Raw genomic sequence first — 23,101 nt, forward strand, 5'->3', positions numbered from 1 at the left:
TTGATGTTGTCTGAGACCGGACCGAGGTCCGAGAAAACCAAAAAGGGTGTCCATATGGATACGACACATACGGATCTTTCTTCCGACCGACTGAGCAATCTGCGGCGTCTTGAGGCAGAAAGCATCCACATCATCCGCGAGGTTGCTGCCGAGTTCCGCAACCCGGTGATGCTTTATTCCATCGGCAAGGACAGCAGCGTCATGCTGCATCTTGCGATGAAGGCATTCTATCCTTCCAAGCCGCCATTTCCGCTGATGCACGTGGATACCACGTGGAAGTTCCGCGACATGATCAAGTTCCGCGATGAAACCGTGGAACGCCTAGGTCTGGATCTGATCGTCCATTCCAATCCGGAAGGTCTGGAGAAGGGCATCAATCCGTTCGACCATGGTTCTTCGGTCCACACGCACATTATGAAGACTGAGGCGCTCAAGCAGGCGCTGACCAAATACGGCTTTGATGCAGCCTTCGGCGGTGCCCGCCGTGATGAGGAAAAGAGCCGCGCCAAGGAGCGGGTGTTTTCGTTTAGAAATACGAACCACGGCTGGGATCCCAAGAACCAACGGCCGGAACTCTGGAACCTCTATAACGGGCGTGTCTCCAAAGGCGAAAGCATTCGAGCCTTCCCGCTGTCGAATTGGACCGAGTTGGACATCTGGCAGTACATCCTGACGGAGAATATCCCGATGGTGCCGCTGTATTTCGCTGCACCACGTCCGGTGGTCGAGCGCGATGGCATGTTGATCATGGTCGACGATGACCGCATGACCATCCTGCCGGGCGAAACGGTGGAAGAAAAGCTTGTTCGCTTCCGGACCCTTGGCTGCTATCCGCTGACAGGCGCCATTGAATCCGATGCCGACACGCTGCCCAAGATTGTACGCGAAATGCTGATTGCGCGCACCTCGGAGCGGTCAGGTCGCCTGATCGATCATGACGACAGCGCCTCCATGGAAAAGAAAAAGCGGGAAGGGTATTTCTGATGTCGGATACCGAAACCATCACCGCTTCGGCGGAAACCGTCACTGACTACATTCTGGCGCAGGAAGAAAAGGACCAGCTCCGCTTCCTGACCTGTGGCTCCGTTGATGACGGCAAGTCTACCCTCATCGGGCGACTTCTGTTCGATACCAAGCTGATCTTTGAAGATCAGCTCGCCGCTCTGGAGAAGGATTCCAGGCGCCACGGTACGGTCGGCGAGGAAATGGATCTGGCGCTGCTGGTGGACGGCCTGGAAGCCGAGCGCGAGCAGGGCATCACCATTGATGTTGCCTATCGCTTCTTTGCCACCGACAAGCGCAAGTTCATCGTTGCCGACACGCCGGGGCATGAGCAATACACCCGCAATATGGCGACCGGTGCGTCGACTGCCGACCTGGCCGTTCTGCTGGTCGATGCCCGCCATGGTTTGATGGTGCAGACCCGGCGGCATGCGTACATTGCGTCGCTTTTGGGCATTCGTCATGTGGTGCTTGCGATCAACAAGATCGATCTGGTTGATTTCTCCCAGGAGCGTTTTGAGGAAATCCGCCAGGAATTCGCAGCCTTTGCGACCGGATTTGATTTTGAAACCCTCGAAGCAATCCCGATGTCTGCGCGATATGGCGATAACGTCACGATCCGTAGCGAGAAAATGGACTGGTTTGAAGGCCCGACGCTGCTTGAGCATTTGGAAACTGTCCAGATTGGCATTCATGAGCTCAATCAGCCGTTCCGTTTCCCGGTCCAGTGGGTGAACCGTCCGAACCTCGATTTCCGGGGCTATTCCGGCACAATTGCCGCAGGTACAGTTTCCATTGGCGACGAGCTTGTGGTCGCGGCTTCCGGCAAGACGTCCAAAGTGCAGGAAATTGTCACGCCAGTTGGTAATCAGCCGTCAGCGGCGGCTGGTGAAGCGGTCACGATCACACTGGAAGACGAGATCGATATTTCCCGTGGTGATTTGCTGGCAACCTCAGGGTCCCGCCCTGATGTCGCAGATCAGATGGCAGCCCATCTAATCTGGATGAATGACGCGCCGCTCTTTCCGGGCCGATCTTACCTGATGAAAATCGGGACGAAGACCGTGACGGCGACCGTCACGGAGATTAAGCACAAGATCAACGTCAACACCTTCGAGCAGGTGGCAGGCAAGCAGATAGATCTCAATGAGATTGCCTTCTGTAACCTCTCCCTGAGTGCGCCGGTTGCCTTTGATCCCTATGAGGCCAACCGCACAACTGGGTCGTTTATCCTGATCGACCGGTTGACCAATGCGACTGTCGGAGCAGGGATGGTGTGGTTTGCACTGCGTCGCGCCACCAACATTCATTGGCAGGCAATGCATGTTGACAAGCAGGCCCGTGCGACCAACCTCGGCCAGCGTCCGGCGGTGCTCTGGTTCACCGGATTGAGTGGATCGGGCAAGTCGACTATCGCGTCGATTGTCGAGCGCAAGTTGCACCTTGAAGGGCGCCATACCTACACGCTCGACGGGGACAACGTGCGTCACGGACTGAACCGCGATCTTGGCTTTGCCGACGTCGACCGGGTGGAGAATATCCGCCGGGTTGGCGAAGTGTCGAAGCTGTTTGTCGACGCCGGCCTGATCACCTTGGTGTCTTTCATCTCGCCGTTCCGCGCCGAGCGCGACTTGGCACGTGAGATGGTCGGGTCTGACGAGTTCATCGAGATCTTTGTCGATACGCCGATCGAAGAATGCAAGAAGCGCGATCCGAAGGGCCTCTACGCCAAGGCTGAGGCGGGTGAGATCAAGAACTTCACCGGCATCGACAGCCCGTACGAAGCGCCGGTCAATCCGGAACTTCGATTGTCGAATGTTGGACGTGATCCTGAAGAGGTCGCCGAAGAGGTGATCGAATACCTGCGCGCCAACAATTATTTGGTGCCACCGGCCAGCATCGCGGATGGCGCTGGCATCTGATCAGGCTCCCCTGATGATAACTGAAATCAAGAAGAGCCGGGCCGTATGGTCCGGCTCTTCTTGATTAAGTGCCACAGTCGGCCGTCTGATCTCTACAGGCGCGGGGTGGGGGCTTGCCTGCTTGCAGCGAAGCGCTTATAGAAATCTCGAATGTAATATTATAACGCCTCTGAATGTGAGGCGGTGGAGTTGACCATGGCCTCGACAGGCGAGCCTCAAAGTCTGATTGAACTGCGCCAGGCAGGGATCTTTCGTGATGGGCGATGGCTGGTTCAGGGAATCGATCTGGCCGTGGCTCCGAGGCAGATCGTGACGCTGATCGGGCCGAACGGCTCTGGCAAGTCGACGACCGCCAAGATGGCGCTGGGTATCCTTTCCCCCTCCGAGGGAGAGGCCTTGCGGCGCCCCCGCTTGCGCGTCGGTTATGTGCCGCAAAAGCTTCAGGTGGACTGGACCTTGCCGTTGAAGGTCAAGCGGTTGATGGGGCTGACCCAGTCGATATCCTCCAGCGATATGCTGGCTTCACTTGGCCGGACAGGCGCTGCTCATCTGCTGGAATACGAAGTGCGCAATCTCTCCGGGGGCGAGTTGCAACGGGTTCTGCTGGCCCGGGCCATTGCACGCAAACCGGATCTGCTTGTGCTGGATGAGCCGGTGCAGGGCGTCGATTATTCCGGTGAGATTGAAATCTACGACATGATCGCCAATCTGCGGGACGAACTGGGGTGCGGAATCCTGATGATTTCCCATGATCTGCATGTGGTCATGGCCTCCACCGATCATGTGGTCTGTCTGAATGGCCATGTCTGCTGCCGCGGAACGCCTGGAGCGGTCAGCCAGAGCAAGAGCTTTCGTGAGCTGTTTGGCCGGCGTGCCGGGTTGGCACTTTATGAGCACAAGCATGACCACGAGCATTTGCCTGACGGGCGGGTGCGCCACGCGGATGGATCAGTTTCCGAGAGCTGCGCGGGTGAACACTGCGATTCGCCCGCTCACGGCCATGACCACGGGCATCATGATCATGCACATGAGCCGGTTCTTACGGTGACGGAGAAGACGGGCAATGCTTGACGATTTTTTCCTCCGGGCTCTGCTGGCTGGTATCGGCATCGCCGTGGTGGCTGGTCCCTTCGGCTGCTTCATCGTCTGGCGGCGCATGTCCTACTTCGGCGACACCCTGTCTCACGCCGGGCTTCTGGGGGTTGCGCTGTCTCTGGCGCTTGAAATCAACACCATGCTTGCTGTCTTTGCAGTCTCTGCCTTGTTGGCTGTTCTGCTGGTGGTTTTGTCGCGGCGCCCGTCTTTGTCCAGTGATGCCCTGTTGGGGCTTCTATCCCACTCCGCCTTGGCCATCGGGCTGGTGTGTCTGTCCTTCATGACATGGGTCCGGATGGATTTGCTCGGACTTCTCTTCGGCGATATTCTTGCCGTCGGTCGCGCCGATCTGGCGCTGATCTATGGGGGCGGGGCCTCGGTGCTGCTGATTCTTTGGCGGATCTGGGGTCGTCTGTTTGCGGCGACCGTTAGCCCGGAGCTTGCTGCAGCGGAAGGCGCTCAACCGCAGCGCATGGAGCTTGTTTTCGTGCTGTTGATGGCAGCCGTCATCGCCATTGCGATGAAGGTTGTGGGCGTTCTGCTGATCACCGCCCTGCTGATCATGCCGGCAGCCGCCGCGCGCCGTCTGTCTTCTGGACCCGAACAGATGGCTCTCGTTGCCAGTGGGCTTGGGGTTGCCGCAGTCGTGGGCGGGCTGTATGGCTCGCTTTTCTGGGATACGCCCTCCGGGCCGTCGATCGTCGTTGCGGCTCTGTTGCTTTTTCTCGTCAGCTTGTTGCCGGTCTTCGGTCGACAAAGCGCCAATTGAGGTGAGCCGTTCGCGGCAAGGGAACTGAAATGCACGAGCACGCCCCCAAGTCCAAACTGGAACTGACCCGCAATCAGGCACTGGTCTTTGACGCGCTGGCTGATGCCGGTGGTCCACTGACCGCTTACGCAATCCTCGATGCATTACGTGAAGAGGGAATGCGGGCTCCGTTGCAGGTCTACCGCGCGTTGACCAAGCTGATGAATGTTGGGCTGGTGCATCGGCTGGAAAGCCTGAATGCCTTCGTCGTGTGTCGGCATCCGGAGTGCTCGTCTCACGAGACCGCGGCCTTTGCGATTTGTGAAACATGCGGGCAGGTCGATGAATTCGCACCCGATGAAGCTGTCAGCTTGCTGCAGTCCTGGGCGAGTGATCACAAGTTTGCTCTTGCGAGAACAACCATAGAATTGCGTGGCGAGTGCTCTTCCTGTCATAAGTAACAGTGCTTATTTATTTCCTGCATAGGTAGTTGATCCATTTTACTGCAACGTAAACCAATGGGAAATGCAACTGCTCCTAGTTTCTTGCCTTGAGGGAAGGTTGGCCGCATGTCTGCAGCCACCTTTCTGTTCAAGAAGTGTTGGCTCGGATGTTCATGACCGGGGCCAATCGAACTGGCAGGAGCGTTGATGCGCATCGGGATCATTGGCTGCGGAGCCATTTCAGAAAGCTATATTCAGAGTCTTCCACGGTTTCGGGGCATGGAGATTAATGCTTGCGCCGACTTGAATCGCGGCATGGCGGAACGCCTGAGCAATGCCTACGGAATCCGGCGGCTCACTGTGACCGATCTGTTGCAGGCGCCAGACGTCGATCTGGTTCTTAATCTCACATCAGCTGACGCCCACTATGCTGTCGGGCGCGAGGTGCTGCTGGCCGGTAAGCATCTCTATAGCGAGAAGCCTTTGGCACTGACCTTTGAGCAGGCCCGGACATTGCAAGACCTCGCGGTCAAGCATCGCCGGGGGCTGGGCGTCGCTCCGGATACCTTCCTCACCGCACCCTATCAGCAGGCCCGTGCCATTTTGGAATCGGGGCAGCTGGGGAAAGTGAGCTTTGCCACCTGCCGGGTGATGAACCGCGGGGCAGAAAGCCGACGCCATCCGCATATCGACACGCAATACTATGAGGGGCAGGGGCCGTTGGTTCACCAGGGCCCCTATTGCATCAGCACGCTGGTGTCCCTCTTTGGCGCGGTACAACGTGTTTCAGCTCTCAGCCTGCGCTCGGAACCCGTGCGTCGTGCCAGAGACGGCAATGGCGAGGAGCTTGTCTTCGATGTCAAATGCCAGACCACTTATCAGGCATTGCTTGTCTTTGAAAACGAGCTTCATGTCAGTTTGACATTAAGCTGGGATGTGTGGAGCGAAGGCAGCTCTGCAATCGAGATCTTCGGCACGCAGGGCGCGCTCAAATTGCCGGATCCTTCCAACTACACTGGGGCCCTGGAGCTTAGTATGTCACCGGGCGGGGCTCAGCAGGTACGCGATGACGAGAGTTTTTATGTTGCAGGCGCGACCACGCAAAAACAGGCGGAAGACTTTTATCGCGGTCTCGCTTTGGCCGACATGATCCGTGCTCTGCGCGAAGGCGGGGCCTACCGCTGCTCGGATTTTCTTGGCGTTCACGTGGTGGAAGTTCTGGAAGCAATCGACCAGGCAGCACAGGATGGTTCTGTGCTCGAAATGAAAACCGGATGCATCTCACCCCAGCAATTGACGACTATCGACGTCGAGGACCTGCTGGCCTGACGGCCCGGCACAGCTCATTGTCGGTATTTGTCAAAAGCTGATGCTGGCGAAGGGATGTCGGAGTTGAATTAAGGTCAGGAACCGGAATGGTGAAGCGGGCGCTCAAATCGCCCGTTTCAACAGGCTTTCGGCCGGGCCGATATAACGCACGCCCATCCGGTCATCGGAGCGCCAGACTACCTCAACCGGGCGGCGGTTCGATTCATTGTCGATGTAAAGCAGGAAGTTGTTCGGCACTCCAACGGTGCTCGGCAGAACCAGCAAGGCTCCGGTCTCATTGGCGTTGCGAATGGTGCAGTTAAACACCTGCGACAGGCCACCAAAGACGATGCGAGCGGATTTTAGGGTGCGGCGACGTGGCTCTGCTCTGCGCTCTTCGGTCATGCTTCTTGTCCATCAAACGTTCGTTGCGTGGATTTTTATCCGGTATTTCTAAACAAAGAATTTCCGCATGTCTGGGATAAAAATTAGAATACCATCTAACCAGTTGAAATTCCCTATTTAATTAAACACCATCTGGAGGAAGTGCGTCAATTGTGACTTACGCACAAATTGCAACTGCAGATGACGGTTAAGTAGTATCCTCAATTTGATAATTACTAATGTGAGTTTATTGATTCTATGTTTTTGAATGCTTGGTGATGATGTGGTTTTTGTGTAAAATTTTCAATTTATTCGTTATTTTTCGCATTTATTTTTTAATAAGCTTTGGCAAATCGGTCTGACGTAGTCGTGGAGATTTGCTACGTGGCTGAGCTCGCCTGGAGAATGCCGCAGCGGACCGTTGCGCCGGTCAACCGGAAAATCTCTTCTCGCAGAGACCAGAAGCAGATCTGAACAGGTGACCTACTGAAACAAGCCTGAGGCGGACGAAAAATTTCAAATTCAGTCTGGCAACATGTCGCAGCAAGCTTGTGTTTGCGGTGCTCTTTTCGTAAGCACGGGGGGAGACGTGCAAGGGGACCGTTTCTTGTTGTCGCGTGCCTCACTCCGGCCATCAATACGGGTGAAGAGATGCTGACAGGAATTTGTGCCTGAGATGGGGAGCGGGTAGAGTTTCGTGCCCGCATTCAGGCGGTCTCTGCCCAAGATTATTAGCAGTAGGAATTAATCGCGCAATGTCCGATATTTTTCGTGAAGTCGATGAAGACATCCGTCAGGAGAAGTACCGTCGGCTTTGGGACCGTTTCGGTCCATGGGTGATGGTTCTTGCTGTGTTTATTGTTGTGGGGACCGGCGGTTATCGTGGCTGGCTCTACTGGCAGGAAACCCAGGCTCAGGCATCGGGTGAAAAATTCCAGCTCGCCGTGACGGCTGCTGAAGGTGGAAAGTTCGACGAAGCCGACGCCCTGCTGAGCGAGCTCGCTCAGGCAGGTGGCGGTTATCCGGCTTTGGCGCGTCTGCGCGATGCTGCCCTGGAAGGAGAGCGCGGCGAAAAGGAAGTTGCACTTGCAGCTTTCGACGCGATTTCAGCTGACAGCTCTCTTGATAAATCCTTCCGCGATGTCGCAGCTCTGCGCGCGGCTCTGCTGGCCGCTGATACAGGTGATTATGACGCCGTTGCGGATCGCGCTGAGTCATTGACTGGCGACACCAATCCATTCCGTGCCAGCGCTCGCGAAATCTTGGCCATTGCGGCCTGGAAAGCTGGCGACATCGGGCTGAGCCGGACATGGATCACCGCCATCGAGGAAGATTCGGAAACCCCGACCGACGTTTCGCGCCGGATTGCCTTGCTGAACGATGTGATCGTCGCAGCTGAAGGCACGCCTGCGGCAACGGATGATGCGGCTGTGGAGGGCGGAAACTGATGACCTGGTTGAAGTTTCGACGGGCAACGGCTGTGCAGTTTCGCCCCGTTGCTCTCGCTGTTCTGTTGAGCAGCGGACTGGCTGCCTGCGGCAGTGTTTCCGAATTTGCCGGAAACATGAATCCCTGGGGCAAGGAAAAGATTCTCGCTGGTGATCGTAAAGCGTTGTTCAACAACAACGATCCGGCGATCGAGGCGACAGCCAAACCCGCCAGCTTCGGATCGGCGTCTGGCGGGCAAACGTGGACCACGGTCGGCGGTAATGCGGAAAACAATCCCGGCAACGTTGCCATCAGCATCTCCGGATCCAGAGTCTGGCGCGCCAGCATCGGTTCTTCCGGTGGAGGTCTCACCTCTGATGCGTTGAGAAGCTATGCCCGTCCGGTTTCTGACGGATCCCGTGTCTTTGTTTACAAGCCTTCCGGCGATGTCGTGGCGCTGAGCACGGGCGGCGGACGTCTGTGGACGCGCTCGCTGCGGCCTGAAGGCGAACGTGATCTGGCCCCCGGTGGCGGTGTTGCTGTGTCCGGTGGCCGCGTCTATGCAGCGACGGCTTACCGCACGCTCGCAGCTCTTGATGCTGGTTCGGGTCAGGTTCTTTGGCAGGTCGATCTGCCGACCCCGGCACGGGGCGCACCCGCAGTTGGTCAGGGCAAGGTTTTTGTGGTCAGTCAGTCGAACGAAGTCTACGCGCTGAACCTTGAGGACGGCTCCGAAGCCTGGTCCTACACGGGCATTGAAGAAAATGCCGGTGTCTTGTCTGCTGCAGCTCCTGCTGTCTCCGGCAAAAAGGTCGTTGTTCCGTTCTCTTCCGGCGAAGTGATGGCGATCGATACGGAAAGTGGCGAAGCTGACTGGATTGATGGCGTTACCCGTGGTATCCGCACCTTCGCGCTGTCCGGTTTGTCGGATGTGTCTGCTAGCCCGGTAATTGCCGGTGGCACCGTATACGCAACTGGTGTATCAGGGCGCATTCTCGCTGCTTCCTTGAAAACAGGCTCCCGTGAATGGGCTCAGGATCTGGGCTCCGTTCACACACCTGTGGTTTCAGGCAATTCGCTCTTCATGGTTGATCTCGATGATCGCCTTGTGGCGCTGGACCGCAAGAGCGGCGAAATCCTCTGGGCGACGGTCTTGCCGAAGCCTCAGAAAAAGAAACAGCGCCGCAATTGGGCCGGACCGCTGCTTGCCAATGGCGCCCTGGTCGTCATGTCGAGCGACGGCCGGATGGCGCTGGTTGATGCTGCCTCCGGCAAGATCATGACAACCAATGACGTCAAGACGGACGTCTATGTTGCTCCGATCGCCGCAGGTGGCCGCATGATCGTTCTGGACGGCGATGACGCCGTCGCCGCCTTTAGATAAAGATGGTCCCCGCCGTACGCGACGGGGCTCTTGGCGGCTGTCAAGGAGTACAGTCTCGTGGGCGCAAAAGTCGCCATTATCGGACGGCCGAATGTCGGCAAGTCCACTTTGTTCAATCGCCTTGTCGGCAAACGCCTGGCACTGGTTGACGACACGCCGGGTGTAACCCGCGACCGTCGTCCTGGTGAGGCACGTCTTGGCGATCTGAAATTTACCATCGTCGATACGGCGGGGCTGGAAGATGCAGATGACGCATCTTTGGAAGGCCGCATGCGCCGCCAGACCGAGGAAGCCATCGCCGAAGCCGACGTTGTGCTGTTCGTCATTGATGCGCGCGCCGGCGTGACCCCGCTCGATGCTCACTTTGCCTCGGTGGCCCGAAAGACGACCACACCGGTCGTTCTGCTGGCCAACAAGGCCGAAGGCCGTGCGGGCATGCCCGGGCTGTATGAATCCTACTCCCTCGGCCTTGGCGATCCGATCGCCTTTTCGGCAGAACATGGGGAGGGCCTGGCCGATCTTTACGATGCTCTCAAGCCCCATGTGGATCGGGTGAGCGACGAGGAAGAGCTGGAACTTGCGAAGGCTGATGAAGCCCGAACCGGCATTGAATTGGATGAAGACGGCGAGCTTCTGGAAGAGGAAGAGCCGGTTGGAACCAAGGAGCGCCCGCTGCGCGTGGCCATTGTCGGGCGCCCCAACGCAGGCAAGTCGACGCTGATCAACACGCTGCTTGGCGAAGACCGGATGCTAACCGGGCCGGAAGCTGGTATCACCCGCGACAGTATCTCTGTCGATTGGCAGTGGCGTGAGCATCACATCAAGCTGTTCGATACGGCCGGGATCCGCCGGAAGGCACGTGTGCAGGAGAAGTTGGAAAAACTCTCCGTTGCCGATGCCCTGCGCGCCATCAAGTTTGCGGAAGTGGTGATCATCACGCTGGACGCGCTGGTCTCCTTCGAAAAGCAGGATCTGCAGATCATTGATCTGATCGGCCGCGAAGGCCGGGCCCTGGTGATTGCCGTCAACAAGTGGGACCTGGTCGAAGATCGCGAAGCAGCCTGGGCGAAGATCCGGGACGCCAACGAGAGATACTTCAACCAGGTTCGCGGTGTTCAGATCTGTACCCTCTCGGGTATTCAGGGGCAGGGCATCGATCGAATGATGGAGAGTGTCTTCACGGCCTATGAGGCCTGGAACTCGCGCGTCTCCACATCGCGTCTGAACCGTTGGCTCGAGCGGGCGACCGCAAGCCATGCGCCCCCCGCCGTGGCTGGACGTCGTGTACGCCTGCGTTACATGACGCAGCCGAAGACCCGCCCACCGCATTTCATTGCGTTCTGTTCGCGTCCAGAGCAGTTGCCGGAAAGCTATACCCGCTATCTGGTGAACAATCTGCGTGAGACGTTTAATATTCATGGCACTCCGATCCGCCTGTCCTATCGGAAGGGTGAGAACCCATATGCGGTGAAGAAAAAGCGTAAGATTCAGTAGCCTTCAGACTGTGGTCGCCGCGCGTGTGGTAGAGCCGCAGATGAGGTGTAACAGCGGCTGGTTTATTTAGGCGGCTGTCACACAACTGAAGAAGAATCTCTGTTTATCCATAAGGCATCGCCGGTCTCGGCGGTGCCTTCCTTTTGACGCAGCAGGAGTATTGAGAAAATGACGTCCGAACGGCTGGACTTTGCAAAAACGCTCGCCATCAAGGCGGGAGACCTCGGCCTCACCTACTTCCGCCGTCTGGACGAACTCACGATCTCAGCCAAAGGTCATCAGGACCTCGTTTCCGAGGCTGATCGGGACGTCGAAACCCTCGTGCGCGACGAAATCGCCAAAGCCTATCCGACCGATGGGATTTTGGGCGAAGAGCACGGCGTTGTCGCGGGAACCAGTGGATACACCTGGGTCATCGATCCGATTGATGGCACCGCAAACTTCGTCACCTCAATTCCTCAGTGGTGTGTGGTTCTGTCTTGCGTTTACGAAGGGCAGGTGATCCTGGGAGTGACCCATGACCCATGCCACAACGAAACTTTTTGGGCGGCAAAAGGCCAGGGTGCATTCATCAACGGCAAGCCGATGAAGATTTCCGACAGCGAGAGCCTGGCAAATGGCTCCCTCGGCATCGGTTTCAATGGTCGCACCCGGGCTGAAGATGCGAACAACTGCATCAGCGCCTTGATTGACCAGGGTGGTGTGTTCTTCCGGAATGCCTCGGGTGGACTGATGCTGGCCTATGCCGCGTCCGGTCGCCTGATCGGCTATGTGGAAAGCCACATGAATGCCTGGGATTGCCTGGCGGGTATGCTGATGGTGGAAGAGGCTGGCGGCAAAGTCGAAGCCTACAGTGCAGACGAAGCCCTGGAGAAGGGCACGCGTGTCGTGGTTGCCGGACCTGGCGTCTATGATGCAGTCCGGGAGATCGCCCAAAAGTCCTTCGCCTGATTTCTGAGGCTCTCGGAAGAAGGTGTGAGGCAAACAAAAAGCGCGGGCCTGAATGGGCGCCGCGCTTTTTCTATAGGGCAGGTAGCCTGATCGTTCAGACGGCTTCGAAGGATCCGCTTTCACGGCGATAGCACAGCCCGGTTTCAGCCAGCTCAGGCGATAACAGCTTGAGGATATCTGGCACGACTTCTTCGGGCTGGGTCAGGCTTTCGGGCTTTTCACCCGGCATGGCCTTTGCCCGCAGTCCGGTGCGCACCGGCCCTGGGTCATAGAGATTGACGCGCAGAGGTGCTTTCTCCATCTCGTGGGCATAGGTGACCACCATGGCATCCAGAGCAGCCTTGGAGGCTGCCTGAAGTCCCCAGAAGGGCACCCGGTCACGTGCCTGTGCTGATGTCATGAACACGGCACGACCGGCCTCTGACTGCCGCAGCAGAGGATCCAGCGAGCGGATGAGGCGGAAGTTGGCGGTGACGTTGGTCGCCATCACCTTTTCGAAGTCCTTCGGCTTGATATGCCCGGTGGGGGCCAATGTGCCGAGGATACCAGCGTTGCCTACAAGAATATCGAGCTTCTTGAAGCGCTCAAAAATGGCGGCTCCAAGGCGGTCCAGCGCGTCAAAGTCGGTCACATCGACCGGCACCAGAGTGGCTGTGCCGCCTGCAGCGCGGATCTCGTCATCAAGATCTTCAAGCCCGCCCACGGTCTTGGCCAGCGCGAACACATGTGCGCCGCGCTTGCCGAGTTCCTTCGCCAGCTGATAGCCGATCCCGCGCGATGCGCCGGTGACCACAGCCACGCGCCCCGCAAAGTCTTGTGTATCTGCCATCAGGTCGATCAGCTCGCTTCCACCAGACGCGGTGCCTTGACCAGATCCTTTTCGCCATGCAGATCAGTCAAAGGCGTCGGATAGTCACCGGTGAAACAATGGTCGGTGAACTGCGGGTTTTCGTTGTCGCGGCCCTCATAGCCCATGGCTTTGTAGATGCCATCGATGGAAACGAAGGAAAGGCTGTCGGCGCCGATGTAGTTGCACATCTCCTTGAGATTGTACTTGGCGGCCAGCAGCTTTTCGCGCACCGGCGTATCGATGCCGTAATAGTCAGAATAGCGGATTGGCGGCGAGGCGAGGCGGAAATGCACTTCCGCAGCTCCGGCTTCGCGGATCATTTGAACGATCTTCACTGATGTGGTGCCGCGCACAAGGCTGTCATCGATCAGCACGACGCGCTTGCCCTGGATGATCGGCTTGTTGGCGGAATGCTTCATCTTGACGCCCTGATTACGGATCTGCTGCGTCGGTTCAATGAATGTTCGTCCCACATAGTGGTTACGGATGATGCCGAGTTCGAAGGGAATGCCGCTTTCCTGGCTGTAGCCGATGGCAGCTGGAACGCCACTGTCGGGCACAGGCACGATGACATCTGCATCGACATGGGATTCGAGCGCCAGCTGACGCCCCATCTTGCGGCGTACGTCATAAACGCTGCGGCCGCCGACAATGGAATCAGGACGCGAGAAGTAGATGTATTCGAAAATGCAGGGACGCGCCGGACGCTTGCCAAATGGGAAGTAGCTCTCAATACCGGTCGGCGTGCAGACGATCACTTCGCCGTTTTCAACTTCACGGATGAACGTCGCGCCGATGATGTCGAGTGCACAGGTTTCCGACGCCAGAATAGGTGCGCCATTCAGGTCGCCGAGTACAAGCGGACGAATGCCAAGCGGGTCACGGGCACCGATCAGCTTTTTCGGTGTCAGAGCAACAAGCGCATAAGCGCCTTCCATCGTGGTGATTGCCTCAATGAACCGGTCAACGATCTTGGTCTCGCGCGACCGGGCGATGAGCTGCAGAACCACTTCCGAATCGGAGGTGGACTGGCAGATTGCGCCGTCCCGAATAAGTTGCTGGCGCTGGGTCAGGCCGTTGGTGAAGTTGCCGTTATGGCAGATGGAGATACCGCCACCTTCCAGCTCGGCAAACAACGGCTGTACATTGCGCAGAACGGTCTCGCCAGTGGTGGAGTAGCGCACGTGGCCGATGGCTGACATGCCCGACAAGCGGGCCATGGTCTCGGCCTTGGAGAAGTGGTCGCCGACCAGTCCAAGGTGACGCTCGGCGCGGAACTGATCACCATCCAGGGTCACGATGCCGGCTGCTTCCTGGCCACGGTGCTGCAGGGCGTGCAGACCGAGAGCGGTTAGGGCGCTGGCGTCTTCATGGCCAAGAATGCCGAAAACACCGCACTCTTCGCGCAACGTGTCGCCATTGATGTCGAACGGATCGTCAAGAGTTGTCTCGCCGTGCATGGCGAAGCTCCTTCATTGGCGCCGCGCGGGGGGAGGGCGGCGGTTTTGCTGGGTCTAGGGCAGCGGTGCCGGATCTTTGCGGGGCATCCGCGAAAAAAGGCCGGCTGTGCCGACCTTCTAATTCAGTTATCGCCGGTTGTCAGCTGTTCCAGTCCCTGACGCTGGGAGGCGCTGTAGCCGGTATCTTCCTGGCTGGAGACAGACCCGGTGGTCTGTGTGGACTCAGCCTTGAGCTTGTCCAGGATGGCCTGTTCGGGATCCTCAGGCAGGAAGCCAACCAGGCGCTCGCCGACAGACAGAAGCACGGGGCGCGACTTGGCCTGGACAATCCAGCCGGGCTGTTGGTCCGGATGAACGAACCAGTTGAAGAACATCAAGGCCACCACAACCAGCAACAGCCCGCGAACCGAGCCGAACACGAAGCCGAGCGTGCGGTCGAGTGCACCGATGCGGCTGTCGAGCACGAAATCGGAGATACGCATTGTCACATAGCTGACGATAAGCAGCGTGATGATGAAGACGCTGGCCACCGAGACGCCAAGCGCCACATGCTGGTTGGTGATATATTGTTGGGCGTAGGGCAGCACGTCCCCATACAGATAGAAAGCCGCAACGGCAGCCGCAACCCAGGAGGCGATTGACAGAACCTCGCGGACAAAACCACGGATCATCGCAAGAGCCGCCGAGATCAGCATGATGACGATCAGGATTCCGTCGAGCAGCGTAATCGGCATGTGTCTTTCCGGTCCCTCGTCCGTTTCGCCGGCGCCAATCCCTGACCTGAGATGGAGCGCCAGACCAAGTCTGGTTTTTGGTGCGCGTCAGGATCCTTTATGAGCCATCCGACTCAGTACGACCTGCTTGCGCCGATATTTTGGCGATGAAATCCCCAAGTTCCTCGAGGCCATTCGCCGTCAAATCTGTAAGGGCTTTGTCCTTTAGATTTCCTTGCGGACAAAACGCCTTGTCGAAGCCCAGTTTTTCCGCCTCTTTGAGGCGGGATTGTGCCTGAGCCACTGGTCTGATGGCTCCTGACAGGCTGACCTCGCCGAAATAGACGCAATTGGCTGGAAGGGCAAGCCCGCTAAGTGAAGAGACAAGGGCCGCAGCGACAGCCAGATCGGCGCCTGGTTCATTGATCCGCAGTCCACCGGCCACATTCAGGTAGACATCATGCTGTGAAAAGCGGATCCCGCAGCGGGCTTCCAGTACCGCAAGGATCATCGACAGACGTGCCGAATCCCAGCCGATAACGGCTCTGCGCGGGGTCCCGAGCGGAGATGGGGCAACCAGAGCCTGGATCTCGATGAGCAGCGGGCGCGAGCCTTCAAGGCCGGCAAACACGGCAGCGCCGGGTGAGTTCGTCGATCGTTCACCCAGAAAAAGCGCTGAAGGGTTTGCGACCTGTTGTAATCCGGCACCGGTCATCTCGAAGACGCCGATCTCGTCGGTCGCCCCAAACCGGTTCTTGACCGACCTGAGAATTCGGTACTGGTGCGCGCCATCGCCTTCAAAGTAGAGCACTGCGTCGACCATATGCTCGACGACACGTGGCCCGGCAATCTGGCCGTCCTTGGTCACATGTCCGACCAAGACAAGGGTACTGCCGGTTTTCTTGGCATAGCGCACCATCGCCTGTGCCGAAGCTCTGACCTGGGTCACGGTGCCGGGAGGCGAATCGACCTTGTCTGTCCACAGGGTCTGAACGGAATCGAGGATGACGAGGGCCGGCGGCTTGTCGGCCTGCAAGGTGGCGAGAATATCTTCCACGCTGGTTTCGGCGGCGAGTGCCACAGGCGATTTGGCCAATCCCAGGCGTTCGGCCCGCAGACGAACCTGTCCGATGGCTTCTTCGCCGGATATATACACCGTCTTGTGGCCGAGATCTGCCAGTGCAGCGGCTGCCTGAATGAGAAGTGTTGACTTGCCGATGCCCGGATCGCCGCCGACCAGAAGTGCGGACCCGCGCACGAAGCCGCCCCCGGTCACCCGGTCGAGTTCGGCCACCTTTGACTGGATGCGCAGAGGTTCTTTGGCGTCGCCTTCCAATCCGACCAGCTCGATCACACGGCCGCGGGTTGCCGAGCCGCGTGAAGGGCCCCCGCCGATGCCTCCGCCGGTCTGCTCCTCCACGATGGAATTCCATTCGCCACAGGATTCGCAGCGCCCCGCCCATTTGGCGGTAACCGCACCGCAGGACTGGCAGACAAAGGTAGTGGACCGTTTGGCCATTTAGTCTCCGGGTCGTGCTCCAGGGGCGGGCAGGCGGCCATAGTGGCGCCGGTATCGTTTGCCCAACCCCGTCAGGTATTCGTAATCGATGGTCTGGGCATAGGAAGCCAGATCGCTCGCGGCAACATTCGGGCCCAGTATTTCCACAAGCGAACCGCGTTTTACAATGCCTTGAGGCACATCTGTGACGTCAAGCGCCATCATGTCCATGGAGATGCGGCCGAACAGCGGCGCAATGTGGCCTTCAATCCAGCCATACCCACCTTCTGAGGCGTCGGTGGACCCCGTCAGACGCAACATCCCGTCGGCATATCCGGCTGCGACCATGGCAATGCGGGTGTCGCGTCGAGCGGTCCGGGAAGCGGCGTAGCCGACTGTTTCTCCCGCGGGAACCGATCTGACGGTCATCACGCGCGCTTCCACGCGGGCAACGGCTGCCATCGTGTTCGCCTGGGTATCGAGGGCTTTGCCGCCATACAGAGAGATGCCGGGTCGGGCCATGTCGAAATGGAACTCCTTGCCCATCAGCACACCGGCAGAATTAGCCAGCGAACGCGGAATCTGGCTGAAGGGAGCGGTGACTTCACGAAAGGCCGACAGCTGGCGCCCATTCATTGGGTGGTTCGGGTCTGAGCCGCAGGCGAGGTGCGTCAGCAGCAGGTCCAGCGAGAAGGAATTGATCAGTGCTGCGTCGCCCATCATGCTGGAAAACTGTTCCGGACGTAGCCCGAGCCGGTTCATGCCGGTGTCGATGTGAATAGCGGCAGGAAAAGCCTGGCCTGCGGTCCTGCAGAAGCCAGCCCACTCCCGAATTTCTTCTTCCGAACCTAGAACCGGTACGAGGCTGTTGGACGCCAGAGTTTCCGCAGTGTCCGGAAACAACCCATCGAGAACATAGATCTTGGCCTGGGGAAGAACCTTGCGCACTTCCAGGGCTTCTCCCGGCAGTGCCACGCAAAAGGTTGTGCAGCCTTCGTCCCAAAGCCGCTTGGAGGTGATCTTGGCTCCGGTGCCATAGGCGTCAGCCTTGATGGTGGCAGCGCAGGAGCAGCCTGAGGCAAGCTGTGAGGCGATAAGGGACCAGTTGGCGGCGATGGCATCGGTGTCGATGGTCAAAACGCCGCCGGCGTGGGAATCAGGAAGGGGTCTTTGCGAAGTCACGGCGGCCTCTCGGCGAGTGTGTCACGGTCAATGTTGTCCGTTTGTGATCACAAACTTACGGGAAATCCAGGGGGCTGGGCCAGCCCTTGAAAAAACAAAACTGGCCCCAAGCAACCAATATTGCTGGGGCCAGTGAGGTCCGCCACGTTTTTCTTGGCGCGCCGGTCTCCAGTCTCCTGAGCGCCGACAGGCAGGCGCATCTCACTCTATGGGCCTCGAGATGCGATGATGCGATGCTTATTCCATTCGCTCGGGCAGATAGTCGTCTTCTGCCAGATCGGAGAAGCGGGTGTACTGGCCCTCGAAGTGAAGGTTGGCTGTTCCGGTCGGACCATGACGCTGCTTGGCGACGATGATTTCAGCCCGGCCCTTTACGCGGTCGACCTTGTCGCGCCAGACTTCGTACTCTGGCGTGCCTTCTTCAGGTTCTGACTTGGAGAGGTAATATTCTTCACGGTAGATGAACATGACCACATCGGCGTCCTGCTCGATGGAGCCCGATTCACGCAGATCCGAAAGCTGCGGACGCTTGTCTTCGCGGTTTTCCACCTGACGAGACAGCTGGGAAAGCGCCAGGATCGGAACATTCAGTTCCTTCGCCAGAGCCTTCAGGCCGGTGGTGATCTCGGTGACTTCCTGCACGCGATTGCCGGCGGTTTTCGATGTTCCCGAAAGCAGCTGAATATAGTCGACGATCAGCAGATCGAGGCCGCGCTGACGCTTGAGGCGACGGGCGCGAGCGACAAGCGAAGCAATCGAGATGCCACCGGTCTGGTCCACATGCAGGGGAACCGTCTGCATGATCTGGGAACAGGCAGCGAGTTTCTCAAATTCGGCCTCGGAAATTTCACCACGGCGGATTTTCGAGGAGGAAATCTCTGCCTGCTCGGAGATAATACGCGTGGCGAGCTGTTCTGCTGACATTTCCAGCGAGAAGAAGCCGACGACGCCGCCGTTCTTCGTCTTGATCGTCCCGTCAGGCTGTTCTTCGGCTTGATACCCTTGCGCGACATTATAGGCGATATTGGTAACAAGTGACGTCTTGCCCATGGCAGGACGTGCAGCCAGTACGATCAAATCGGAGTGCTGCAGGCCGCCCATCAGTTTATCGAGGGCCGTCAGTCCTGTCGAAATACCGGAGAGGGCACCTTCGCGGTGATACGCTGCCTGCGCCATTTCGATGGTCTCGGTGAGGGCTTCACCGAAGGAAAGAAAGCCACCCTCGTTCCGGCCGGTTTCTGCCAGCTCAAACAAGCGTCTTTCCGCGTCGTCGATCTGCTGGTTCGGCGGTACATCGATCGGGGCATCATAGGCGATGTTGACCATGTCCTCGCCGATGCGGATCAAGTTTCGCCGCAGGGCCAGTTCATAGATTGTGCGACCATAGTCTTCGGCGTTGATGATCGAGGCTGCATCGGCAGCCAGACGCAGCAGAAACTGCGTGGCGCTCAGATCTGCGATTTTGGCGTCGGCCGGATAGAATGTCTTGAGTGTAATCGGCGAGGCGGTTTTGCCTGCGCGGATCAGCTGGCCGATCTTCTCGTAGATTTCCTGATGCTGTGGAACGAAGAATTGATACGGCTCTAGAAAGTCGGAAACCCGGTAAAAAGTTTCGTTGTTGACCAGGATGGCACCGAGCAGCTGGCGTTCAGCTTCCGCATTATGCGGAGCGACGCGTTGTATGCTGTCATCCGATTCCACCGACTGTAATTTGCCCTTCATATCGTCCCCCGATGGCCCTTGCCCAATGGGTCTACCCGCATCTTCAGGGAGCTATCAAGGAATCAAAAACCTTGACTCCGATTCCCTTAGCCGGGTGGAAATCAACGGGGATATCTTGTCGTTGGCCTTGACGTTTCTGTTTACCATGTCCTCGCCAACCCAGGGTGAGGCGCATTGAAAAGACAATGTTTTTTTGAATAGCCTCCTAAAAAGGCAGGGGTCTGATTGTTAATGCGGCGATAATACTAACAATGTGAAAAGCACGTATTCGATGCTTTTTCAATTTTTGTGAAAAGACAAAGAAAAACGGCGCCACGATGGGCGCCGTCTTGCAGTCTTGGAAACGATTAAGACGTCGTTGTTACGCGTCTTCGTCGGTCGCTTCTTCAGCTTCTGCGTCGTCTTCGCCTTCAGCTTCGTCCTCATCCTCGTCCTCTTCGAATTCGAAGACTTCGTGGTCTGGCGAGCTCAGGTCTTCACCGGCTGTCTGGCGAATGGCTTCGTCTGCCGAGCGTGCAACGTTGACGATGACGGAGACTTCGACTTCCGGATGCAGAGCGATCAGAACGCTGTGCAGGCCAACGGTCTTGATTGGCGTGCTCAGTTCGATCTGGCTGCGGCCAACCGAGAAGCCGATTTCATTCAGGCCGTCGGAAATGTCGCGCTTGGAAACTGAACCGTAGAGCTGGCCTGTTTCACCAGCGGAACGGATCATGGTCAGGCTCTGACCTTCGATCTTGCCAGCAACTGCTTCAGCTTCGGTCTTGCGCTCGAGGTTACGAGCTTCAAGCTGAGCCCGCTCGGCTTCAAAGCGTGTCAGGTTCGACTTGTTGGCGCGAAGCGCCTTGCCCTGCGGCAGAAGGAAGTTACGTGCGTAACCGTCCTTGACGCGGACTGTGTCGCCCATCTGACCGAGCTTGGCGATACGTTCGAGAAGAATGACTTCCATGGAATCTCTCCGGGGGTCTGTCCCGTGGGTCAATCCGATATCCGGATGCCACGGTTAGAGGCTGGTCCTGCAATGCGATGTCAGGCCGGCCCCAGTCCTAAGAAAGCCCGGGGCTGTGCCCCGGGCCGTCGAAATTGGGTGAGTGCTTAAAGCCGCGGACGGCTTAGCTGATCACGAAAGGCAGCAGGCCGAGCAGGCGGGCGCGCTTGATAGCACGGGCCAGTTCACGCTGCTTCTTCGCGGAAACCGCGGTGATGCGGCTCGGGACGATTTTGCCGCGCTCAGAGATGTAGCGCTGTAGCAGGCGAACGTCCTTGTAGTCGATCTTCGGAGAGTTGGCACCGGAGAACGGGCAGGTCTTCCGACGACGGAAGAACGGACGGCGGCTCGGAAGCTGTGCAATATCAACCATGATCGTTTACTCCGCTTCTGCGCGGCGTGGGCCGCGGTCACCGCCACGATCGCCACCACGGTCACCACCGCGATCGCCACCACGGCCACCTTTATCGCCGAAACGATCGCCACGGCCGCCACGGCGGTCATCACGATCGCGCTTCTGCATCATTGCAGACGGCTCGTCGTCGTGCTCTTCGACCTTGAAGGTCATGAAGCGCAGAACGTCTTCGCTGAGGCCCATCTGACGCTCCATCTCGGCAACTGCCGGATGCGGAGCATCAATGTTCATCAGGGTGTAATGAGCCTTGCGGTTCTTTTTGACGCGGTATGCGAGGGAACGCAGACCCCAATTTTCTACCTTGCCGACAGTGCCGCCACCAGCTTCGATGATAGCTTTGTACTGTTCGACGAGGGCTTCGACCTGCTGGGCCGAAACGTCCTGGCGTGCCAGGAACACGTGCTCGTAAAGAGGCATGAGAAAAGCCTTTCCTAGGGTTTTACGACGGGATCTGGCGCAAAGCCTCCTCGTGACCGTTGGAAAGGTAACGAGAATTCTACGAGAGCGGAGACACGGGAAGACGGGTTTTTGGAACACCCTGATAGTATGAGCGAGCTCACATATCCTTCCGTTCAGCCTTCGGCCAAGATCCCGGACGAACGCGGTCTATAAGCGGATGTTCAGCGCAATGCAAGGCCTGGCGGGGCATTTGTCCCGGATTGCAGGCCATTCAGGGCCTGGGCCCGATCCGATATAGCGCGGGCGTGCCTTGAAACAGAGCTGCCTGGATTAAAGACGATCTCATGCTCGGCAGTTTGCTATGAGTGATGAGCCACGGCGGCCCTTGGAGATGTTCCAAGTCTGAAGTGACTTGGAGCGCCCTGTGCCGCGGCGCCCTTCACTATAGTGACCTGCTGGGGGAGAAACAATTGAAATGGCGGGAATCCCGCCTGATGTGGCGGGTTCCCTAGGGAAATTAAGGCTTTTTCCCACAAATGGCTTATCGTAACCTGCTGGCAGGTCTTGACAGGGGTCCTGTGTTGGTCCCATAGCCTCGCGCCAAACAGCCGATTCCGATCGTCGCCCCAAATGTGACGTCTGACGGACGATAAAGATGGCGACCAGGGCTGCGAACCAGGTCATGCGCCAGATAAAAGACAGGAAGGCGACCTCCTATGAGCATTGCATTCACATTTCCCGGACAGGGCAGCCAGGCTGTCGGCATGGGCAAGGCCCTGGCCGATGAATTTGCCGAAGCACGCACGGTCTTTGAAGAAGTCGATGACGCTCTCGGTCAGAAGCTGTCTGATATCATGTGGAACGGCCCAGAGGATCAGCTGACCCTGACGGCGAATGCACAGCCTGCTCTGATGGCTGTCAGCCTCGCCACGATGCGGGTGCTGGAAGCCAAGGGCCTGGATCTCAAGTCCTCTGTATCTTATGTCGCCGGCCATTCGCTTGGGGAATACTCAGCTCTGGCAGCGGCTGGCAGCTTTGATGTCGCCACCGCAGCCAAGCTGCTGCGGGTTCGCGGTGAAGCCATGCAGGCGGCTGTGCCGGTCGGGCAGGGGGCAATGGCTGCTTTGTTGGGCCTCGACTTTGAGGCTGCCATGGAAATCGCCAAGGAAGCCGCCGGTGATGACGTGTGTCAGGCAGCCAACGACAACGCGCCCGGGCAGGTGGTTGTCTCCGGCCATGTTGCCGCGGTCGAACGCGCCATCGAACTGGCCAAGGCAAAAGGTGCGCGCCGGGCACTGCTGCTGCCAGTCAGCGCGCCGTTCCATTGTTCTCTCATGGGTCCGGCTGCAGATACGATGGCAGCAGCACTCGCCGAAGCCGACATCAAGGACCCACGTGTGCCCTTGGTGGCAAACGTTCTGGCGCGCCCGATTACGGCTGCGGCAGAGGTTCGTCAGCGTCTCGTTGAACAGGTAACGGGAACCGTGCGCTGGCGTGAAAGTGTGATCTGGCTGTCCGAGCAGGATGTGGACACTCTGGTGGAAGTTGGCACTGGCAAGGTTCTGTCCGGTATGGTCAAGCGCATTGCACCGGGCGTCAAAGGCCAGGCAGTCAATACGGCCGAGGATATTGATGCGTTGATCGCAACGCTCAACGCCTGAGGCGCTACTTAAATCAAGTTAAGAGGTCGTTGTTTCGGTCAGCCGGACACGGGT

21 protein-coding genes are annotated in these 23,101 nt (G+C 58.1%); 11 read left to right on the forward strand and 10 right to left on the reverse strand.

Going from position 1 to position 23,101, the window contains the following annotated elements:
• Positions 1–54: 54 nt before the first annotated feature.
• The 6 genes from cysD (at position 55) to J0X15_RS13050 (ending at position 6,539) form a co-directional block, all read left to right on the forward strand.
• On the forward strand, positions 55–984 hold the full coding sequence (cysD, locus tag J0X15_RS13025) for a sulfate adenylyltransferase subunit CysD (protein WP_206941462.1): 930 nt from the start codon (positions 55–57) through the stop codon (positions 982–984).
• Positions 984–2,924: a sulfate adenylyltransferase subunit CysN gene (gene cysN / locus J0X15_RS13030; protein ID WP_206941464.1), complete on the forward strand. Its 1,941-nt coding sequence runs from the start codon at positions 984–986 to the stop codon at positions 2,922–2,924. Before cysD ends, cysN begins: the two co-directional genes overlap by 1 nt.
• 195 nt (positions 2,925–3,119) lie before the next feature.
• A complete protein-coding gene (locus tag J0X15_RS13035; protein ID WP_206941466.1) occupies positions 3,120–3,995 on the forward strand; it encodes an ATP-binding cassette domain-containing protein in 876 nt (291 codons plus the stop codon).
• A complete protein-coding gene (locus J0X15_RS13040) occupies positions 3,988–4,788 on the forward strand; it encodes a metal ABC transporter permease (protein ID WP_206941468.1) in 801 nt (266 codons plus the stop codon). Before J0X15_RS13035 ends, J0X15_RS13040 begins: the two co-directional genes overlap by 8 nt.
• Before the next feature lie 29 nt (positions 4,789–4,817).
• On the forward strand, positions 4,818–5,228 hold the full coding sequence (locus tag J0X15_RS13045) for a Fur family transcriptional regulator (RefSeq protein WP_206941470.1): 411 nt from the start codon (positions 4,818–4,820) through the stop codon (positions 5,226–5,228).
• A gap of 189 nt (positions 5,229–5,417) precedes the next feature.
• Entirely contained in the window at positions 5,418–6,539 is a 1,122-nt protein-coding gene (locus J0X15_RS13050; protein ID WP_206941472.1) for a Gfo/Idh/MocA family protein, read from the forward strand.
• A 102-nt stretch (positions 6,540–6,641) separates the two neighbouring features.
• On the opposite strand, the gene J0X15_RS13055 is transcribed toward J0X15_RS13050, so the two are convergent.
• Positions 6,642–6,923 carry a PilZ domain-containing protein gene (locus J0X15_RS13055; RefSeq protein ID WP_206941480.1) on the reverse strand — a complete coding sequence of 94 codons (282 nt, stop codon included), beginning with the start codon at positions 6,921–6,923 and terminating at the stop codon, positions 6,642–6,644.
• A gap of 734 nt (positions 6,924–7,657) precedes the next feature.
• Between J0X15_RS13055 and J0X15_RS13060 the strand changes: the two genes are divergently transcribed.
• The 4 genes from J0X15_RS13060 (at position 7,658) to J0X15_RS13075 (ending at position 12,159) form a co-directional block, all read left to right on the forward strand.
• A complete protein-coding gene (locus J0X15_RS13060) occupies positions 7,658–8,350 on the forward strand; it encodes a tetratricopeptide repeat protein (RefSeq protein WP_206941482.1) in 693 nt (230 codons plus the stop codon).
• Positions 8,350–9,714 carry an outer membrane protein assembly factor BamB family protein gene (locus J0X15_RS13065; RefSeq protein ID WP_206941485.1) on the forward strand — a complete coding sequence of 455 codons (1,365 nt, stop codon included), beginning with the start codon at positions 8,350–8,352 and terminating at the stop codon, positions 9,712–9,714. The genes J0X15_RS13060 and J0X15_RS13065 overlap by 1 nt, the downstream gene beginning before the upstream one ends.
• Before the next feature lie 57 nt (positions 9,715–9,771).
• Positions 9,772–11,208, forward strand: a complete 1,437-nt coding sequence (der, locus tag J0X15_RS13070) for a ribosome biogenesis GTPase Der (RefSeq protein ID WP_206941489.1) — start codon at positions 9,772–9,774, stop codon at positions 11,206–11,208.
• Positions 11,209–11,376: 168 nt separating this feature from the next.
• The gene (locus tag J0X15_RS13075) at positions 11,377–12,159 is read left to right on the forward strand and encodes an inositol monophosphatase family protein (protein ID WP_206941491.1); all 783 of its coding nucleotides are present in this window, start codon (positions 11,377–11,379) and stop codon (positions 12,157–12,159) included.
• Between the two features lie 94 nt (positions 12,160–12,253).
• Here the strand turns inward: J0X15_RS13075 and J0X15_RS13080 are convergent, their stop codons facing one another.
• From J0X15_RS13080 to rpsF, 9 genes are all read right to left on the reverse strand, one after another.
• Positions 12,254–12,988 (reverse strand): SDR family NAD(P)-dependent oxidoreductase, encoded by a 735-nt coding sequence (locus J0X15_RS13080; protein WP_206941500.1) that lies wholly within the window; start codon positions 12,986–12,988, stop codon positions 12,254–12,256.
• A gap of 8 nt (positions 12,989–12,996) precedes the next feature.
• Positions 12,997–14,469, reverse strand: a complete 1,473-nt coding sequence (gene purF, locus J0X15_RS13085; protein ID WP_206941502.1) for an amidophosphoribosyltransferase — start codon at positions 14,467–14,469, stop codon at positions 12,997–12,999.
• Positions 14,470–14,591: 122 nt separating this feature from the next.
• Positions 14,592–15,203, reverse strand: coding sequence for a CvpA family protein (locus J0X15_RS13090; RefSeq protein WP_206941504.1), 612 nt, complete (start codon positions 15,201–15,203; stop codon positions 14,592–14,594).
• A 97-nt stretch (positions 15,204–15,300) separates the two neighbouring features.
• Positions 15,301–16,701 (reverse strand): DNA repair protein RadA, encoded by a 1,401-nt coding sequence (gene radA, locus J0X15_RS13095; protein WP_206941506.1) that lies wholly within the window; start codon positions 16,699–16,701, stop codon positions 15,301–15,303.
• Positions 16,702–17,862: an alanine racemase gene (gene alr, locus J0X15_RS13100; RefSeq protein ID WP_206941508.1), complete on the reverse strand. Its 1,161-nt coding sequence runs from the start codon at positions 17,860–17,862 to the stop codon at positions 16,702–16,704.
• A 237-nt stretch (positions 17,863–18,099) separates the two neighbouring features.
• Positions 18,100–19,584 (reverse strand): replicative DNA helicase, encoded by a 1,485-nt coding sequence (locus J0X15_RS13105; protein WP_206941510.1) that lies wholly within the window; start codon positions 19,582–19,584, stop codon positions 18,100–18,102.
• A gap of 361 nt (positions 19,585–19,945) precedes the next feature.
• Complete coding sequence (gene rplI, locus J0X15_RS13110) at positions 19,946–20,533, reverse strand: 50S ribosomal protein L9 (RefSeq protein WP_206941512.1); 588 nt, start codon at positions 20,531–20,533, stop codon at positions 19,946–19,948.
• Between the two features lie 163 nt (positions 20,534–20,696).
• Entirely contained in the window at positions 20,697–20,945 is a 249-nt protein-coding gene (gene rpsR / locus J0X15_RS13115) for a 30S ribosomal protein S18 (RefSeq protein ID WP_206941514.1), read from the reverse strand.
• Positions 20,946–20,951: 6 nt separating this feature from the next.
• Entirely contained in the window at positions 20,952–21,404 is a 453-nt protein-coding gene (rpsF, locus tag J0X15_RS13120; RefSeq protein ID WP_206941515.1) for a 30S ribosomal protein S6, read from the reverse strand.
• Between the two features lie 698 nt (positions 21,405–22,102).
• On the opposite strand from rpsF, the gene fabD reads away from it, so the two are divergent.
• Complete coding sequence (gene fabD, locus J0X15_RS13125; RefSeq protein ID WP_206941517.1) at positions 22,103–23,047, forward strand: ACP S-malonyltransferase; 945 nt, start codon at positions 22,103–22,105, stop codon at positions 23,045–23,047.
• Positions 23,048–23,101: the final 54 nt, after the last annotated feature.

It is taken from the genome of Roseibium limicola (assembly GCF_017313085.1).
Lineage (GTDB): Bacteria > Pseudomonadota > Alphaproteobacteria > Rhizobiales > Stappiaceae > Roseibium > Roseibium limicola.